Source organism: Clostridium paridis, from assembly GCF_016765615.1.
GTDB lineage: Bacteria > Bacillota > Clostridia > Clostridiales > Clostridiaceae > Clostridium_T > Clostridium_T paridis.
Genome location: NZ_JAESWA010000023.1, coordinates 22,262 through 40,535, shown reverse-complemented (window position 1 = coordinate 40,535; position 18,274 = coordinate 22,262). Strand labels below are relative to the sequence as shown.

The 18,274-nt window shown below is 30.7% G+C and carries 18 protein-coding genes; 2 read left to right on the top strand and 16 right to left on the bottom strand.

What is annotated here, in order from left to right; genetic code table 11:
• Position 1: 1 nt before the first annotated feature.
• From JK634_RS13305 to JK634_RS13295, 3 genes are all read right to left on the bottom strand, one after another.
• Positions 2-802, bottom strand: a complete 801-nt coding sequence (locus tag JK634_RS13305; RefSeq protein ID WP_202768166.1) for a mannose/fructose/sorbose family PTS transporter subunit IIC — start codon at positions 800-802, stop codon at positions 2-4.
• A 51-nt stretch (positions 803-853) separates the two neighbouring features.
• Positions 854-1,828, bottom strand: a complete 975-nt coding sequence (locus JK634_RS13300; RefSeq protein ID WP_202768165.1) for a mannose/fructose/sorbose PTS transporter subunit IIA — start codon at positions 1,826-1,828, stop codon at positions 854-856.
• 612 nt (positions 1,829-2,440) lie between these two features.
• Positions 2,441-2,674 (bottom strand): DUF2249 domain-containing protein, encoded by a 234-nt coding sequence (locus JK634_RS13295; RefSeq protein ID WP_202768164.1) that lies wholly within the window; start codon positions 2,672-2,674, stop codon positions 2,441-2,443.
• A gap of 381 nt (positions 2,675-3,055) precedes the next feature.
• Between JK634_RS13295 and JK634_RS13290 the strand changes: the two genes are divergently transcribed.
• On the top strand, positions 3,056-4,795 hold the full coding sequence (locus JK634_RS13290) for an ATP-binding cassette domain-containing protein (RefSeq protein WP_202768163.1): 1,740 nt from the start codon (positions 3,056-3,058) through the stop codon (positions 4,793-4,795).
• 145 nt (positions 4,796-4,940) lie between these two features.
• On the opposite strand, the gene JK634_RS13285 is transcribed toward JK634_RS13290, so the two are convergent.
• The 7 genes from JK634_RS13285 to uxuA all read right to left on the bottom strand — a co-directional run bounded on the left by JK634_RS13285 (position 4,941) and on the right by uxuA (position 10,623).
• Positions 4,941-5,195: a hypothetical protein gene (locus JK634_RS13285; protein ID WP_202768162.1), complete on the bottom strand. Its 255-nt coding sequence runs from the start codon at positions 5,193-5,195 to the stop codon at positions 4,941-4,943.
• A 13-nt stretch (positions 5,196-5,208) separates the two neighbouring features.
• The gene (locus tag JK634_RS13280) at positions 5,209-5,460 is read right to left on the bottom strand and encodes a hypothetical protein (protein WP_338031236.1); all 252 of its coding nucleotides are present in this window, start codon (positions 5,458-5,460) and stop codon (positions 5,209-5,211) included.
• 172 nt (positions 5,461-5,632) lie between these two features.
• Positions 5,633-6,253, bottom strand: a complete 621-nt coding sequence (locus JK634_RS13275) for a bifunctional 4-hydroxy-2-oxoglutarate aldolase/2-dehydro-3-deoxy-phosphogluconate aldolase (RefSeq protein WP_202768161.1) — start codon at positions 6,251-6,253, stop codon at positions 5,633-5,635.
• Positions 6,254-6,284: 31 nt separating this feature from the next.
• Complete coding sequence (locus JK634_RS13270; RefSeq protein ID WP_202768160.1) at positions 6,285-7,232, bottom strand: sugar kinase; 948 nt, start codon at positions 7,230-7,232, stop codon at positions 6,285-6,287.
• Positions 7,233-7,248: 16 nt separating this feature from the next.
• On the bottom strand, positions 7,249-8,652 hold the full coding sequence (gene uxaC / locus JK634_RS13265; protein ID WP_202768159.1) for a glucuronate isomerase: 1,404 nt from the start codon (positions 8,650-8,652) through the stop codon (positions 7,249-7,251).
• Between the two features lie 47 nt (positions 8,653-8,699).
• On the bottom strand, positions 8,700-9,551 hold the full coding sequence (locus JK634_RS13260) for an SDR family oxidoreductase (protein ID WP_202768158.1): 852 nt from the start codon (positions 9,549-9,551) through the stop codon (positions 8,700-8,702).
• Positions 9,552-9,579: 28 nt separating this feature from the next.
• Entirely contained in the window at positions 9,580-10,623 is a 1,044-nt protein-coding gene (gene uxuA, locus JK634_RS13255) for a mannonate dehydratase (protein WP_202768157.1), read from the bottom strand.
• Positions 10,624-10,767: 144 nt separating this feature from the next.
• Between uxuA and JK634_RS13250 the strand changes: the two genes are divergently transcribed.
• On the top strand, positions 10,768-11,640 hold the full coding sequence (locus JK634_RS13250) for an AraC family transcriptional regulator (RefSeq protein ID WP_202768156.1): 873 nt from the start codon (positions 10,768-10,770) through the stop codon (positions 11,638-11,640).
• A 479-nt stretch (positions 11,641-12,119) separates the two neighbouring features.
• Here JK634_RS13250 and JK634_RS13245 read toward each other — a convergent pair whose 3' ends face one another.
• The 6 genes from JK634_RS13245 to JK634_RS13220 all read right to left on the bottom strand — a co-directional run bounded on the left by JK634_RS13245 (position 12,120) and on the right by JK634_RS13220 (position 18,113).
• Positions 12,120-12,539 (bottom strand): hypothetical protein, encoded by a 420-nt coding sequence (locus JK634_RS13245; protein ID WP_202768155.1) that lies wholly within the window; start codon positions 12,537-12,539, stop codon positions 12,120-12,122.
• Positions 12,530-13,723 carry a hypothetical protein gene (locus JK634_RS13240; RefSeq protein WP_202768154.1) on the bottom strand — a complete coding sequence of 398 codons (1,194 nt, stop codon included), beginning with the start codon at positions 13,721-13,723 and terminating at the stop codon, positions 12,530-12,532. The genes JK634_RS13245 and JK634_RS13240 overlap by 10 nt, the downstream gene beginning before the upstream one ends.
• A 63-nt stretch (positions 13,724-13,786) precedes the next feature.
• Entirely contained in the window at positions 13,787-14,329 is a 543-nt protein-coding gene (locus JK634_RS13235) for a WYL domain-containing protein (RefSeq protein ID WP_202768748.1), read from the bottom strand.
• Positions 14,330-14,343: 14 nt separating this feature from the next.
• Positions 14,344-14,772: a hypothetical protein gene (locus tag JK634_RS13230; RefSeq protein WP_202768153.1), complete on the bottom strand. Its 429-nt coding sequence runs from the start codon at positions 14,770-14,772 to the stop codon at positions 14,344-14,346.
• Positions 14,773-14,796: 24 nt separating this feature from the next.
• Positions 14,797-15,414: a diguanylate cyclase gene (locus JK634_RS13225; protein WP_202768152.1), complete on the bottom strand. Its 618-nt coding sequence runs from the start codon at positions 15,412-15,414 to the stop codon at positions 14,797-14,799.
• Between the two features lie 653 nt (positions 15,415-16,067).
• Positions 16,068-18,113, bottom strand: a complete 2,046-nt coding sequence (locus JK634_RS13220; RefSeq protein ID WP_202768151.1) for a leucine-rich repeat protein — start codon at positions 18,111-18,113, stop codon at positions 16,068-16,070.
• Positions 18,114-18,274 lie beyond the last annotated feature (161 nt).

Genomic DNA, 18,274 nt, shown 5'->3' with positions numbered 1-18,274 from the left:
CTTAGTATCTATCTATAAGATCCCCTAATGGATCTCCAGTATTTGAACTTCCGCCGTTGCCGCCTTGTTTACTTAATGCTAAGTAAAGAAGAGCTAAAGCAACACCTAAAGCACCTAATCCGATAAGTGTAATTTGTGAAACTGTTGCTAATACAAAACCTACTGCAAAGAATGGCCATACTTCTTTTGTTGCCATCATGTTGATTACCATTGCATAACCAACAGCTACAACCATTCCACCACCTATTGCTAAACCACCAGTTAACCAAGTAGGCATAGCGTCAAGTAATGAACGTATTGGATCAGCACCAATTGCTAATATTAAACCAGCAGGAATTGCTATACGTACACCTTGTAAACAGATAGCAGCGATTTGCCACATTTCAACAGCTCTGATATTTCCTTCTTTTGCAGCTGAATCCATAAAGTGTACGAATGCTGTAGCAATAGTACGACAAATAATTGTTAATAATAAACCTGCAACTGCTAGAGGAACAGCTATAGCGATTGCTGAAGCAACTCCCTCTTTACCTTGTCCACCAAGAACTAAAATAATTGCGGATGCAACAGATGCTAATGCTGCATCAGGTGCTACTGCAGCACCAATATTTGCCCAGCCTAAAGCGATCATTTGAAGAGTACCACCTAGGATAAGGCATGGTAATAAATTTCCTGTAGCTAAACCGATTAATGTACAAGCTATTATTGGTTGATGGAATTGGAATTCATCCAATATACCTTCTACACCAGCTAGAAATGCTACAATAATGACTAATATTATTTGAATTATATTTAAAGTCACGATTATTAAACCTCCTTTTGTCTAAATAATTAGATTTCTTAAATAATTAAATTATTTAAGTTTAGCTAATTCTTCTTGTGCTTTTTTTAGTATTTCGTCCATATTTCCTTTTGAATCATTTGGTACTTTACGAACGTCAAAGTTTAGTCCAGCTTTTTTAAGCTTATTGAATGTATCAATATCTACTTGATTAAAAGCAAGTACTTTATTTGGTTGAACTTTACCTAATGAGTGAGCCATTGAACCAACATTGATTGTCTTCAAAGGTACTCCACCTTCTACTGCTCTTAGTACATCCTCAGGATTTTCAAAAAGAAGCATAGCACGTTGTCCACCAAAATGTTGATCATCTTTTGCAAGTTTGATCATATGATCTACTGGTACAACATGAGCTTTAACCCCTGGAGGAGCAGCTTGTGTGATTAAGTTCTTACGAAGTTTGTCTCTTGCAACATCATCTGACACTACAATAATACGTGTAGGTTGCATAGCTTTTGTCCAAGCAGTTGCTACTTGTCCATGAAGCAAACGAGAGTCGATTCTAGCTAAAACATACTCGAATGATCCAGGTGCACCTGCATTAGATTGTTGAGCTGAGGCTTGTGAAGCTACACCAGTAACTGGTTCTAATGTTTCTGGTTTAACCTTAATTCCTTCTTTAGCTGATGTTAAAATTGATGCTGCAATTTCATGTGCAGATTCATTTGAAAGACGTAAACCATAAGCTTCAATCAACATTGGAAGATTTAAACCAGCTACAATAGCCCATTTATCTTTGTGTTCTTCAAATAGAGAGTTTGCTTGGTTGAATGGAGTACCGCCCCAAAGATCAACTAAGAATAAAACCTCATCTTGCTTGTCGAAAGATGCGATTGCTTCTTTCATTTTTGCTTTTAGATCATCAGGTCCTTCACTTGGCATCAACGTAATAGCTTTAACGTTTTCTTGTTCTCCGAAAATCATCGTACCAGATTGCAAGATGCCTTTAGCAAATTCACCGTGACTAGCAAGAATAATTCCTACCATTTTTACTTATACCTCCTAATTTTTATTTGCTACAAAAACAAAAGGCATGAGCATTATAAAATAAAACAAAATACATATTGTTTGGATTTCATCATACTGCTTGTACACTGAATTAAATTAATTAAAAAACATCATAATACCCTTATAAAACTGTACAAAAAATAGTGAATACAAATCAATATTAAATTACTTTATTTACTTTGATAACGCCTAGTTGAATTAGTAGCATGCTAGATATTATTATTTATTATTACTCTGCAATCTACTTAGGAACCGCTATTTAACTACTCCTAACTTGACTACGTTTTCATAATATCACTTTTTTTTATAAATTTCAAGGTATTAAATCATATTATTTTATATTATTTTTTATTGTTCAATATTTGTTAATATTTCAGTACTAACCATTTTAAAGTTTTCAGAATATTCTAAATATAGATAATTTTCTATATTCAACTTTCATTTTAAGCCTTTTCAATTAGACTTTAAAAAAAATATAACCGCTTGCAAATAGCTATTTAAGTTACTTACAAACGGTTGGGGGGGTTCTGAAAAAATTCACAATTGGGGTTTCTAATACCTATAAAAATTAGTTAAATTAATATACTAATTCTATTTCTTTTTAATGGCTACGCGCCATACCTCTGGTCCTTGTTCAAGATATTCCCATTCAAATTGTTCAGTATATTCCGCCAAAAATTGGTAATGTAATGGTCTTGGATCATGGTCATTTAATAACTCCATTTCTTCTCCACTCACTAGATTATTAAAAGTATCAAATATTACAACATGCTTTTCCCTTGGTGGATATATACGTGCATCTACTTGTGCTTTAAATCTTGACATAATTCTACCTCCGATATAGATAATTTATAGTATATATATTATCTATAACTAGAGAAACTTTATGTGATTTCAATCACATGTGTGTATTATAGTTCTTACAATATTATATTTCTGCTAAAAAGTACACACTAAAATTCACCCTAAAAAACAAGAAAAATCCTTGATTTCAAGTGTTTTCCAAGGTGTGAAAATTAATGCTCATCTTTATTTTTGTTATAATAGATTAACTTATAAATTTATTTTTACCAACACCAATAGTAACAGCAAATATGAAGTGATTGAACTTAGCCTTAAAAAGTGTTATGCTATCAAAGTTAAAATTAATATAATGAAGAGCTTATTTTTATAGGCTCTTTTTTAGTAATAAAGAGAGGTAATAACGTGATAAAAGTTGATAATTTGTCCTATTCGTTCCCCCAAAAAGATTTATTTAATAGCATTTCATTTACATTAGAAGATGGTAATCATTGTGCTTTTATAGGAACAAACGGCAGTGGAAAAAGTACACTGATAGATATAATTATGTATCCAGAAAAATATATGTTCGATGGTAGTTTAGAACTATCCCCTAATTGTAGAATTGGTTATGTAAGTCAATTCTCACATTTGGACAAGATAAAAGAAATTACAGTTTTCGATTATATTGCAGAAGAATTTATTAAATTACAAAATGAAATAACATCTATTTGTACTGAAATGGAAACATCTTCTGATATTGATACTTTATTAGAAAAGTATCAACAAACTTTAGATGCATTTGATGCAATTAATGGTGCTGACTACGAAAACAACATTAATAAAAGCCTAAATCTTGCAAACTTAATCAAGTATAAAGATTTAATGATATCTGAGCTTAGCGGTGGGCAATTCAAGCTTATTCAAGTAATCAAGGAAATGTTAAACTCTCCAGACCTAATGATTATGGATGAGCCCGATGTGTTTTTAGACTTTGATAATCTTAAAGCTCTTAAAGATCTAATTAATTCACACAAAGGAACAATGTTAATTATTACACACAGCAGATATCTATTGAATCATTGTTTTGACAAAATTATTCACCTAGAAAACATGGAGATTCAAGAGTATGACGGAAACTTTATTGATTATAACTTCTCATTACTCCAAACTAAAATTGAATTACAGGAGCTAGCTGCTTCTGATAATGAGGAATTTGAAAGAAACGAAAAATTAATAAAAAAACTAAGAGATATAGCAACTGATAATGCTGAAGCTTTTAGAGGGAGAACCCTAAGAGCTAGAGTTAAATATCAAGAGAGATTAGAAAAACGTATGATTAAAGCACCATTTGTAGATATTAAACAACCGAATATACGTTTATCTACATATAATGTGCCCGAAGAAATTGTTGCTTTAAAAGTTAATGATTATAGCATCTCCTTTGACGATTTGCTTCTAGAAAATGTTAACTTTGAGATTAAATCTACAGATAAAATAGCCATTATCGGTTCAAATGGTACAGGTAAAACAACCTTACTCCAAGAGATATATAAAAATAATCATGATTCTATTGAAATAAATGAAAATGTTAAAATAGCTTATTTATCTCAGCTTCAAGGCAAAACACTAAATGAATCTAATACGATACTTGAAGAATTTTTTGATGCTGGATTTAAAACTTATGATGATATTAAAGCCCATATTTTAAACTATGGTTTTGAAGAAGAAATGATTAATCAAAAGATAGGGTCTTTATCTGGTGGAGAAAAAAATATACTTCAATTGGCTAAAATCTCTGATAGTAAAACAAACATGTTACTTCTTGATGAGCCTACAAGTCATTTAGACACCTATTCACAAATAGCGCTAGAGAAGGCCATATCAAATTATCAAGGCGCGATACTTATGATTTCTCATGATTTCTATTCTATAGTTAACTGTATGGATTATGTTTTAATCATTGAAGATAAAACAATTAGAAAAATGAATATGAGAAAATTTAGAAAGATGATTTATGCTAAGCATTTTAGCTTAGACTATTTAGAAATAGAACAAAAGAAAAAATTAGTTGAAATAAGAATAGAATCTGCTTTAAAAAATACTGATTTTACACTTGCAAAGGCTTTATTAGAGGAGTTAGAAGCGCTGATTAAATTACTATAAATTTAGTCTTTAGTAACAGGCTCACGACCTCCCCATCTAACACCTGGACGATCTATATAATTTCATAATTACTGAATTCTCAGTAACCAATAAAAGCCCTGGACTAATTAATTAGTCTAGGGCTTAATTACTATTATACTTATCTTTATGATAATGAAAGAATAATCTTATATAGAACATATCCTATAGGAAATAAAATGAATATAAGTCCTAAAATTATTGAACTTGTATTAAATAAAGGTTTTGATACACCATTTTTTGTATCCATCTGCTTTAAGTATATTTTATCCATTGCTACCCCTGTACCACCAATAATTATGAGAGATATTCCTATAAAACAACTAAATGCAATAACAATTCCAATTATAGCCGCTAAATACGGTAAAATAAAAAAGAACATCAGTCCACCTCCATTAAAATCTATTCAAAATAAATACTCCTGCAATCAAATAGCACAAAGTAATTAAAATGCCCACCCACATGTGTATGGCTGAAAGTAACCAATAACCAACTTTTACTTTTTTATCATCTGTATCGAAAAGTTTGCTCGCCTTAATGCCTTTATATCCTCGTACTATTGCAAAGACGGCTAGAACTAGAGCAACTACAAGTGCTAAAAGAATAAATGCATTTCCTAGTTGTATCATCATTTTCCCCTTTTCCATAAAAATTACTTTTAATTTGAATTGATATATTTCCACAGCATATAGACAATCTGTATTTTTCATTTTCTATAAGGTTGAACTAATCTTATGATCATAATAATACAATATTTCATTATATGAATAAAATGGAAAATTAAGAAGGGTTATTAGATGATAGATTGATTTTTATCATTTATTTTACTTTTGCCATAACTTTAATGCAATATTCTTTTACACCTATAACACCACTACTTTTATATACTTTATTTAAATCACTACCAATTCCACTACAATCTGCTCCGGCTTGTATCCATTCACTTATATTGTCCTTATTTACTCCTCCAGTAGGCATTATATAAATATCTGGGAATATTGATTTTGCTGCTCCAATAAACCCTTTCCCAACAACACTTCCCGGAAATAATTTTATAAATCTTAATCCTAATTTATAAGCTTTATTTACTTCTGACATTGTCATTAGACCTGGAATTATTAATGCCTTTCTTTGACTCACATAACTTATTATTTCTTCATCAATGCAAGGTGAAACAATAAAATCAGCATTATTATCGATACACTCATCTACAGCATCCTTAGTTAAAACAGTTCCTGCTCCGACACATACACCTTTATATGCTTCTTTTAATTCTTTTATGAGCTTTGGTGCATTAGGTACACTCATAGTTATTTCTATAATCTTCATTCCACCTTCAATAGCTGCCATACTAATTTCCTTTGCCTCTTCATATGTGTTAGTTCTAATAACAGCTACTGCTTTTTCTTCTTTTAAAATATTATAAATTTCTTCAAACATTATTTACACCTCACCTTTAATTCAGGTTATTCTATCGTTCTATTTTTTTAGCTTGTCCTAAATGTACTAAAACATCATCATAATAAGGTAATCCATCATTATCACCTTCGACACCAACTACTAGGGATCCAACTGCATTTGCAAATCTAACACAATTTTCTAGTGTTTCACCTTTAAGTAGTGCAGTTAAAAAGCCTGCCGCAAATCCATCTCCTGCCCCTACTGTATCTACTAACGCTTTTGGTTTAATAGCTGGAACTTCATAAACATTTTTACCATCTGAACCTATTGCTCCTTTAGCTCCTCTTTTAACAATAACTTTCTCTATTCCATAACCGTGAAAAGTTTCTATTGCCTTTTCTATATTAGTATCTTCTAATAATAGTTCTACTTCTTCATCTCCTATTAAGAGAATATCAACACTAGGTAAAATACTTTGTATAAAATATTTTGCTTCTTTTTTTGTCCACATTTTCAATCTAATATTAGGATCAAAGGATACTGTTAAATTTAATTTTTTTGCTAATTTTACCGCTTCTATAATCACACTTTGATTATTTTTATTAATTGAAGGAAAAACTCCTGTAATATGAAGTATTTTTGCATTCTTAAAATATTCTTCATTCAAATCTTCTGGGTTCATTGTACTTGTTGGAGATTTCTCTCTATAATAAAATGACCTACTAGACCCATCAGATAAAACTTCTCTAAAATATACTGATGTTTGATATCCATCTACAAGCTTAACTTCTGATATATCAACATCTTCTCCTCTTATAATCTTTAAAATATACTTTCCGAAATCATCATTTCCTAGTCTACTTATCCATCCAGCTTTCAATCCTAATCTTGCACAACCCATTGCAACGTTCAATTCTGCTCCTCCTACTTTTCTTTCAAAAGTATTTGAAAACATTATTGGTCCTTTTTGTATAGGACACATTGCAATCATTCCATCTCCTATTGTAATTACATCCATTGAGCGTACACCTCTTTCATATGCCGAAATATTCCTTAGCATTATTGTAACATATACCTTGAACAATATTTTTTAATAATTTTATATTTTCTGGTACTTCACCATTTTCAACCCATTCTCCAATAAGATTACAAGCTATCCTCCTAAAGTATTCATGTCTTGTATATGATAAGAAGCTCCTTGAGTCAGTCAACATTCCAACAAAACGGCCTAATAACCCTAAATTAGCTAATGCTTTCATTTGCTCAATCATTCCATCTTTATTATCATTAAACCACCAAGCTGCACCAAATTGTATTTTCCCTGGAATCCCCTCTCCTTGGAAGTTTCCAATCATACTGCCTAAAACATAGTTATCCTTTGGATTTAATGTATATAAAATGGTCTTTGGAAGTGAATTTTCTCTTTCTAAAGAATCCAATAGTCTAGAAAGGGGGTAAGCTATGCTTTTATCATCTATAGAATCAAAGCCAGTATCTACACCTAAACATTCAGCCATTTTTACATTATTATTTCTAAGCGCTGCAATATGAAGTTGCATTGCCCATCCAAGCTTATAATAATATTTAGCTACAAATCTAAATGTATATGTCTTATATTTCTTTTCTTCTTCTATACTTATAGCCCTACCGTCTAGCACTTTTTTAAATATAGCTGTTGCCTCTTCTTTTGAAACTTCTGAATATACTACCGTATTGTTGAAGCCATGATCTGATATTCTACATCCAACTGAATGAAAAAACTTTATTCTTGATTCAAGTGCTTGTAAAAATTCATCATAACAGTTAATGGTAACTTTAGATATCTTCTCAAGATCTTTTACCCATGAAACAAAGCCATCTGAATTTATTTCCATTCCCTTATCTGGTCTAAATGTTGGCAATACCTTTACATTAAAGCTTTCATCTTCCTTAATTTTTATATGATATTCCAATGTATCAATAGGATCATCTGTTGTACATAAAAATTCAACATTTGACTTTTTAATTAAATCTCTTACTCTAAAACCTTCTCCTCTAAGTAATGCATTAGCTTTTTCCCAAATTAATGGAGCAGTATCTTCATCTATAACATCATATATTCCAAAGAATCGTTGAAGTTCTAAGTGAGCCCAATGATAAAGAGGATTACCTATAGCCATAGGTATTGTTTTTGACCAAGCTAGGAATTTCTCATAATCACTTCCATCCCCTGTGATATATTTTTCATCTATACCATTACTCCTCATAGCTCTCCATTTATAATGGTCCCCGTATAACCACGCTTCAGTAATATTATTAAATTTTTTATTTTCATATATTTCTTTTGGATTTACATGGCAATGGTAATCAATAATAGGCATTTTCTTTGCGTAGTTATGATATAAATCTATTGCGGTTGAGTTAGATAATAAAAAGTTTTCATCCATAAATTTTTTCAAGCTAATCATCCTACTTTCAAATATTTTTTATACTGAAAGGTTTCACTTTATACTCCTGAATATGCACTAAACCCACCATCTACAGGAATTACAACGCCTGTAACAAAGCTGGCCGCTGGTTTTGAAAGTAAGAATAATAATGTTCCTACAAGTTCTTCACTTTCACCAAATCGTCCCATTGGAGTACTATTTAAAATTTTAGCTGTTCTATCAGTAGGTTCACCATCTTCATTAAATAATAAATCTCGATTTTGCTTAGTTACAAAGAATCCTGGTGCAATAGCATTTACACGGATACCTGACTTAGCAAAATGAACTGCAAGCCATTGTGTAAAATTACTTATTGCCGCCTTAGCTCCTGAGTAAGCAGGAATTTTTGTAAGTGGAGTAAATGCATTCATTGATGAGATATTTACAATGCTTGTATCTTCCTTACCCAACATATCCTGAGCAAATACTTGTGTAGGTATTAATGTTCCAAGGAAGTTTAAGTTAAATACAAATTCAACACCCTTAGGATCCAAGTTGAAGAATGTAGTAATATCAGTCTTATCTAAATCTCCTTCAAAATAATATTCATTAGTTGTTGTTGCTCTAGGGTTATTTCCACCTGCACCATTGATTAAAATATCACAAGTTCCAAAGTCAGCAGTAACTTGTGCTCGTGCCACTTCTAAACTCTCTTTATTAAGTACATCAACTTGATAAGCTTTTGCTATATTACCTGACTTTGTGATTTCATTTGCGTAATTTTGTGCATTCTCAATATTTATATCTAAAAGAGCTACCTTAGCTCCACACTCAGCAATTGCACTAGCAAACATACTACAAAGTACTCCGCCAGCTCCAGTAACAACTACTACCTTGTCTTTTAAATCTATTTGAAATGGTATTTTCATAATTATTTACTCCCCTTAATATTTATAATTATTTCAATTTTTCAAGTGTCTCCCATATACCTGTAATATAACTTGCACCTAATGCACGATCATATAATCCATATCCTGGTCTACCAGTTTCGTCCCATATCATTCTTCCGTGATCTGGTCTTAAATAACCTTGAAATTTATTTTTATGTAAAATCTCCATGATTTTAACAATGTCAAGTGAACCACAAGTTGAGAAATGAGCTGATTCCTCAAAACTTCCATCATCTAATATCTTTACATTTCTTACATGCATAAAGTGAATTCTTCCTTGCGAACTATATTTATCAATCATTTGATAAATATCATTTGATTTTGTACATCCTAATGATCCCGTACATAAGGTTAATCCATTATTAGGACTATCAACTAGTTTTAAAAATCTATCTATATTGGCTTCACCAGTTATTATTCTTGGAAGGCCAAATATATCAAATGGCGGATCATCTGGATGTATTGCCATATTTATATCGTTTTCTTTTGCAACAGGAATGACTTTTTCTAAGAAATATTGCAAGGTCCCCCAAAGAGCTTCTTTATTAATCCTTGAGTAATCTTCAAATAAAGCTTTTAAATCTTCTTTCTTATAACTAGAATCCCATCCTGGAAGAGCTAACTCTCCATTCAGTGGATCCATTTTTTCAAGTTGATCCTTGTAATAAACAAGTGCTGTTGATCCATCTTCTAGTTCTTTATCAAGCTGAGTTCTTGTCCAATCAAATACAGGCATAAAATTATAACAGATAACCTTGACACCAGCTTCAGCTAATCTTCTAATATTTTCATTATAGTTTTCTATATATTTGTCACGAGTAGACTTTCCTAGCTTTATGTCTTCATGAACCGGTACACTTTCAACTATATCAAAGATAAGACCTGACTCTTCAACATCTTTTTTTAATTTTGCTATACTTTCGCGACTCCACACTTCTCCAACTGGCACATCATAAACAGCTGTAACAACGCTTCTCATATTAGGAATTTGTCTAATATACTTTAATTTTACAGGATCATTTTCTCCATACCATCTAAATGATAATTTCATAATAACCACCTCTTATTTAAATTATCTTTTCGTTATTTCTATATCTAAATTATATCTTTCTATTTATAATATTTATTGTTTTTCTTGCTTGAAAAATAACAAAAATTGCTATATTGTATACTTATAAAAATTTAAGGAGGAGTCATGGATAATAACATATTAGAATTTACATCAAGACAAGTGATGAATTCACCTGATTTTGAATTTTTTCACTACTCAGATAAACATTCATTAAATGTTGAATATCATAATCATGACTTTTATGAGATATTCTTTTTTATCTCCGGAAGAGTTAAATATATTATTGAAGGAAAAACCTACAATCTTAGACCTAACGATATTCTTCTAACTAACAATAGAGAGCTACATAAACCTGTAATTGAGAATGGAATTAATTATGAAAGAATTGTTATTTGGGTTGATCCAAGCTTTGTAAAAAAGATTGAAAATAATGAAACCTTTCTTACACTTTGTTTTGAAGATTCATCAAAACATCATTACAACCTTCTTCGTCCAAATATCGATCTTCTTCATCTTATAAAGAAAATATATGAAAAGTTTGAAAAGTCCTACAATGGAAATGATTATGGTGATACTCTTCTTAGGAAAATCTATATGACAGAATTACTAATATATCTCAATAAAGCATATTTTGATACATCTAAAGAAATTGAAATCGATATTGAGCAGAATTCGAAAATAAGCAACGTAGTACATTATATAAATGAAAATTTATGTGAAGATTTATCCCTCGACACACTATCTCAGAAATTTTATATAAGCAAGTATCATCTAAGTCGGCAATTCAAGCAATATGTTGGCTTTACTATACATCAGTATATTAGTAAAAAAAGACTTATTTTTGCCAAGATTCATTTGTACAATGGGGCCTCTATTGACTCTGCATATATTGGTAGTGGATTTAATAACTATCAAAATTTCTTAAAAGCTTTTAAGGATGAGTTCGGATTCTCTCCAAAAAAATATGTAAAATCACTTTCGAAAAATAAAATATAAGTCTAGATATAAAAACAAATCTTCCGACTATCTAAAACTACAGTCGGAAGATTTTTAATTTAAAATGAGAAAACCTAGACATCTCTGTCTAGGTTTTTATTTGTCTAATCACTATCATTTTGATACAATTTAGCGCTATTTTCAAAGTATTGATTAAATTAATTAATGCTAAATTGTATGAAGTCTCGCTAAAAAGTGTACATCTATATCGATATATTTTCCAATGCCAGATAGCTAATATGTCTTGTTTTGATGTCAACCTAGGTTGATGCTGTATATTTTGATATTTTTGAGTGTTTCATTTCTTAGGAAAAAGTCACGCACTTAGCTGAAAATATGTTATTTAAATGATTTGTAACTTCAGCGCTTGGATCATCTGCTTTTGTTTCAAAATCCACAGCTTCCATCCCTGTCGTATTATTTTTACTGTTAACCTCATAATTAAACGCTAAACGTATTTAATACCATCGAAAATAAATTTAACATGCCATTTTACGCAATTTACGGTCTCTTAGCAAAAGCTGATGTAAGTATTGATTCTCAGCCTCAGTACGATTGACTTTTTCACTCAACTCATCTATTTCTTTTTCGTATTCATCAAGTAACTGCTCATAAGCATCTTTCTCAATTTCAAAAATACGAGTCTGATTTAAGAATTCGTCAGCCTGTGTTAAAAGTTTCTTCTCATACTCATATGAAGCCTCTTCATATCCTTCAATCTTTCCATCATATTTACCAGATTTATATATTGCGCTGGTAAGTGGATTATCTTCACAATAATCTTCTTTTACAGTACGCTTTACCCCTTCAACTAAATTGCCTTCATCAACAATATTTTTTATTGTATCTATTGTTCTCCCAATCCTTGTACTTCTCCATAACATTCTACCTATTCCCATAATGTTACCTCCTTAAGACTCAATTCATCACCTTGAATCATTTTATTAAACCCACCAAATACAAATTCTTCCTTGACTTCTCGTATAAACTTAGTATCAGTCATAAGTCGATGCAATGTAACCAATAATCCACCAATATCCAATTCCTTAATTGCACCTTCATTTCCTGCAATCATATTTCCACCAACCCATATAATATTACTGGTTGAAGCAATAAGATTTGAGTATAGAATAATTTTTCGTGTTTTTACACTATACACATCCTGCGATGAATACTTAGTTCCATCATACATTAACATATGGACTGTACTTATAATTGTATTTATCAGTGTAGATAGGCCAGCAGATGCTCCAATCTTGACTAGATCACCTGTGCTAATATATTTTGTTAATTTTTCTGTATTTTCTTTAGATAAGAGAAGATTTGCTCCTGGAAATTGAATTCCACAAGGTGTATACATATCTGTTCCTATATGAATAATTTGTTTAATAATTGCTGCAACTATCGAACTTACATCGCCATCTAATCTTTCTACTGCCTTTTTTAATGTTACTGTTGTCGGTGCAAATCCACCAATTCTCGGATTCTTTAGACTTGAATCATAAATCACATGATTAGTTGAGATTATGGGTGCATTGACACAGGTTATTGTATTCGTCAAAATATTAGCTGTTCCGAAAATCAATCCTAAGATAGGGTCATGCCCCAAAGTAGCAAATCTATGATTCGCACCTTTAAATAATTTAAAATTCTCATCCATATACCCAGTAGCATCATATGGTACACCACGTCCTGTAATAATTTGATTTAATGGAGCATGGTAACGGTCTATCCCTAAAACTGTACCATTATCAAACTTGTGTAATATCTTGTCTTGTAAGTCATGTAAAAAGCCTTCATTGCGGTTGCCTTGACCAGCTTTCTCAATCTTTGTTAAGTTGTTTATGATAAAAATTCTTCCACATTGTAAAGCTGTTGCTATAAATAAAAAGGCAATATCTGTACCTTTCAATCCTGTTTGTGTCTCAAATTCTTTATCAAGATTATCAAGTATTTTTCTTGAATTATGTGCTACTTCCGCAACTCTATAAGATTCATTAGCTATAGCTTCCATATTTCTTAGTGTTGTTTCTGAACTACTACTTAATTCTCTTCTTCTTCTACGCAACTCTTCTATATCCATAATTTTCTCTCACCTCGTTTTCTTTAATCTTTAAGTATTCTTATATTTTTTACAATTGATAGATTATGTATATACCCTTCTCATATTTTCAATAGTTTCCATAATTTCTTTCCTAAATTTATCAGGTTCTAAAACCTCTACCGAATCTCCCTGACTCAAAAGCCACATTTTTATTCCCTTACCAAACATATTAGTCTCAACAATGTATTCTCCGTGTCTTTCCTTTACTACTTTGGCATTAGGTAACCTATCTAAAACTGCCTCAATAGATCTACCTGTAAATTTAAACTTTATTTTTTCAAGTTCTCCTGTTTGCATAAATTGAATTAACTTTCTATACTCCCCATCTTTAAATCTTTTACTATAATCTACTTTATATTTTTTATCAGTTATAACTAAATCTTTAATTCTATCTACTCTATAGATAGTAGGATATTCATAGCTTGTCCCTTCAATAAAAGCTATAAGGTAAAAATAATACTCTGAAAATAATAATCCTTGTGGATATACATTTCTTTTCGAAACTTCATCTAGTAATTTTCCATCAGTACCCATCTTAAGATAGTCAATACTTAATATCTTTTGTTCTTTTATGGCATTGCTAATTTGCCATAACCTATCTAAAAGCTCCTTTCTATGTTGTGGTGAATCATGTTAACTAACTCATTTCCAATAATTCTTTTAATATTGTCTTTATCTTCACTTATACAATTTTCAAGGAGCTTGTCTATCATCCCTTTTATTTCTGTCTTTACAAAACCTCTACTTTCAAGAAGAACTTTAGACATAGCTAAAACTTCTTTTTCATTAAGATTTTTTTCATGCTTTTCTTTAAGAACATACCCACCTTTCTCTCTATCCGATATAACTCTCTCACCTATTACTACACTATTAGGTTTTTCTACAAAATCTTTTATATCTTTTATATATCTATAAAAAGTTCTTTCATTAATGTTAAATTTGTCTACTACATCATTCTTTTTAACTACTTTCCCTTCAAATAATCTATTATAAATATATAACAAAGCATCTGCTTTAAATCTTTCCATATAAAAATATTACTCCTTTAGATATTACCACCTAACATTATTTCTATATTTGTAATTAAAATCCTCTTTTTTGACATTTTTTATCTTATACATTTCTATGTCTGCTCTTCTTATTAAGTCATTGACAGTTACTTTATTTTCTATTTCATTACCATACTCATAACATCCATAGCTTAAACTTAAATTATATTTTTCATTATTTCTATTACTTTCTTCTACACTTTTTAAAATTCTATACCATACTTTATTTACTTCTCTTATTGTTGTTTCAGGAAAAACAACTAAAAATTCATCTCCACCCATTCTAATTACGAAGTCAGTTTTTCTAATACTATTCTTTAAAATTAAGGATGTATTTATTAAAAGTTTGTCCCCCTCCTCATGACCAAATACATCATTTATAATTTTAAATTTGTCTATATCAACAAAGCAAACAACAAGATTATTACCATTAATTTTTGATAAATCGAGTTCTTTACTTAGTTGCACTAAACCTGACCTTCTATTTAGCACATCAGTTAATGGATCTATACTTGCATAATAGTTTAACTTTTCTTTTTCTAGGACCAATCTTTTTAGCAACTCATCCTTTTCTTTTAGAATTTTAATAAGTATTTCTTTATCCATGTTTTCACAATCCACTCAATACACCTACTCTCAATATCTATATCACATAAAACTTACTTTAATTTTACCTTTATATAATGACATTGACTGTCAGTATATAATAAAAGATAATAGATTTAAAAAATAAAAAAATCCTCGTAAGAACGGTAGTGTGATATTCTCCCTTAAAGAAGATAGCTTAAAAAATAAAAATCTGAAAGTAATACAATAAAGTAGACACCAAGATAAGAGAAAAATATAAAAAGGTGGTCTACCTTATCATAAGAAATTATGATAAATAACTTAAATTGCTGCTGTAAAATTAGTTTTGAAGATAATATGTCTGCTTCTGATCCAGTAAAAGAATTATCAATTCATTACGATTACCTCTCGAGTTGGATAAGTGAATACGAAGAGTATGGAGATAGTGCTTTTCCTGGTCATGAGACTGCGCTCTATTCCTGTCAATATGAAATAAAAAACTAAAACAAGAAAATAAGGGCACATATATATTGAATCAAGTCTTTGAATCTGATGGTTTGAATAAGAAACGGAAGATATTCAGATGAGTTATTAGAGAAGAAACTTGATTTTTATAAAAAGTTTATAGAAGTAAAATGAAAAACCTAGACATCTCTGTCTAGGTTCTTTATATGATTGAGGTGAAACACCACATTTAAAATCCACTATTATTTAAATATCTTATTTATTATAGTATCTGAAACCGCTCCAGTTCCACCAAGAATTTTTTTAAATTTCATCATGTCCTTATTCTGCTTAAGTAAATTAACTATATTATCCGGCATTGAATCACCAACTAAAATTATAGGATTATTTGAAACTCCAGCTAAAGCAGAACCTGACAAAGCATCTGCAAAGGATTCACCAGTAGCAAAATAATTATCACCATATGAGAATGAAAACCTGGATAGAACTTTATAATTAGTTTCATACCTGTTGCTTCCGTAAATTCTTTCTGCATTTGGAAGTGAGCTCAATACATTGTCACTAACTACTCCAGTTCCACCAATAACATAGGTTTTTGTTATTCCTTTGTTTCTAATATAGTTGTTTATTTTATCATTAAGCTTGCTTTTATCTGTCAATAGAATTGGTATCTGCTTGCTTCCTGCGTAGGAAGCTATAGATAGTGCGTCTGGATAGTTATCACCAGTTACTATAAAAGCCTCTTGAGTTGGACTGTTAACATATTTCGCTACTTCAAGAGAGGTATCATAACGATCTACCCCTGAAATTCTCGTAACCTTAATTCCTTTACTTTGAAGAACTGTTTTTATATTATCTGATATTACTCCTGTTCCTCCAATCAAAAAAACTTCTTGAGGCTTAAGTTTATCTATTTCATTTTCTATTGCTTCAGGAAGAGAATTTTTTAAAGTCAATAAAATAGGTGCACCGTACTTAGTCGCTAACGGAGCCGCACATAAAGCATCTGGAAAATCCTCTCCTGTAGCAAGAACAATATAATCAGCATGAGAACCCCAAGCTTTTGAAATTTCAACACTTGTTTCATATCTCGAAAGACCTGATAGTCTTTGAAATTCTGTTGTAGACAGTGCTTGGAAGGTTATAGAATTACTACCTGCATAAATCTGTGCATAAGAACCCTCATACCCCTTGATTTTAAAATTTGAATTACAACTACTGAATGTTAAAAAACCAATACTAGTAACACTTTGAGGTATTGTTATTTCTGTTAAAGCTGTATCATAATAAAATGCATAGTCTCCAATACTAGTAACGCCTTCAGGAATTATGATATTAGTAAATGCATAACAATGAGCAAATGCATTAAAATCTATGATTTTAACTGTGTTTGGTATTGTTACATTTGAAAGGACTCTGCACATTATGAAAGCTCTATATCCAATCCTAGTCACTCCAGTTGGGATTGTTATGTTTGTAAGCGCTGTACAATTTTCAAATGCACTGTTTCCTATATTCTTAAGGTTACTTGGAAGTGTAACTCCTGTAAGAGAGAAATCATTGTAGAATATAAAATTACCTGTATCCGTAAGATTATTGGATAACCTTACGTTTGATAAAAGCTGATCGTTATAAAATAAATAATTTCCTATACTTGTTACGCTATCAGGCATTACTGCAGATCTAAGTGCCTTACAATCCTTAAATGCCCCTTCTCCAATAGATGTTACACTGTTTGGTATTGTAATATCCGTAAGTGAATAGCACTCCACAAATGCATAGATGCCAATACTTGTAACACTATCTGGAATTGTTATTCCTTTAAGTGCCTTACAATCTTGAAATGTTGAATTTCCTATGCTACTAAGATTGGATGGAAGTGTTATATTTGCTAAGGATGTACAATATGCAAATGCACTATCTCCTATACTTGTTACACTATTAGGTATTGCTATATTTACAAGAGACGAGCAACAATAAAATGCAAAACCACCTATACTTGTAACTGTATCTGGAATTGTTACACTTGTTAATGGTTTTTCTCTAAAAGCATTACTTCCTATGCTTGTAACAGCATGTCCATCTATAGAACTAGGAATTGTAATATTGGTATCACTCCCATTGTAACCTGTTATCGAATATGTTACTCCATCATCTGACTGCCATGTAAAACCATTTGTATCCGTTCCTGTTATTGTAATTGCACTAGCGGACGTAACATTAAAGCTTACAAATAAGCTTACCAAAACAAGTATTAATGATATCATCTTCATTTTTCTGTTTTTCATCCCTACTCTCCCATCAAAAATAGAACTTTTTTATTAATAGATAAAACTATTATATTATTATTTTCGTAAATTTAATTTTTTCTTTACTTTCTCTTTTATTATCTATAATCAAAAGTTTATCAAGGTACTGCATTTACTTATGGTACGGCTCATCTTTCACA

Coding starts and splice junctions, on each gene's coding strand:
- JK634_RS13300 (WP_202768165.1), bottom strand. CDS start 1,828: ATGGTAGGAATTATTCTTGCTAGTCACGGTGAATTTGCTAAAGGCATC.
- JK634_RS13295 (WP_202768164.1), bottom strand. CDS start 2,674: ATGTCAAGATTTAAAGCACAAGTAGATGCACGTATATATCCACCAAGG.
- JK634_RS13285 (WP_202768162.1), bottom strand. CDS start 5,195: ATGTTCTTTTTTATTTTACCGTATTTAGCGGCTATAATTGGAATTGTT.
- JK634_RS13280 (WP_338031236.1), bottom strand. CDS start 5,460: ATGGAAAAGGGGAAAATGATGATACAACTAGGAAATGCATTTATTCTT.
- JK634_RS13275 (WP_202768161.1), bottom strand. CDS start 6,253: ATGTTTGAAGAAATTTATAATATTTTAAAAGAAGAAAAAGCAGTAGCT.
- JK634_RS13270 (WP_202768160.1), bottom strand. CDS start 7,232: ATGGATGTAATTACAATAGGAGATGGAATGATTGCAATGTGTCCTATA.
- JK634_RS13260 (WP_202768158.1), bottom strand. CDS start 9,551: ATGAAAATACCATTTCAAATAGATTTAAAAGACAAGGTAGTAGTTGTT.
- uxuA (WP_202768157.1), bottom strand. CDS start 10,623: ATGAAATTATCATTTAGATGGTATGGAGAAAATGATCCTGTAAAATTA.
- JK634_RS13250 (WP_202768156.1), top strand. CDS start 10,768: ATGGATAATAACATATTAGAATTTACATCAAGACAAGTGATGAATTCA.
- JK634_RS13245 (WP_202768155.1), bottom strand. CDS start 12,539: ATGGGAATAGGTAGAATGTTATGGAGAAGTACAAGGATTGGGAGAACA.
- JK634_RS13240 (WP_202768154.1), bottom strand. CDS start 13,723: ATGGATATAGAAGAGTTGCGTAGAAGAAGAAGAGAATTAAGTAGTAGT.
- JK634_RS13230 (WP_202768153.1), bottom strand. CDS start 14,772: ATGGAAAGATTTAAAGCAGATGCTTTGTTATATATTTATAATAGATTA.
- JK634_RS13220 (WP_202768151.1), bottom strand. CDS start 18,113: ATGAAAAACAGAAAAATGAAGATGATATCATTAATACTTGTTTTGGTA.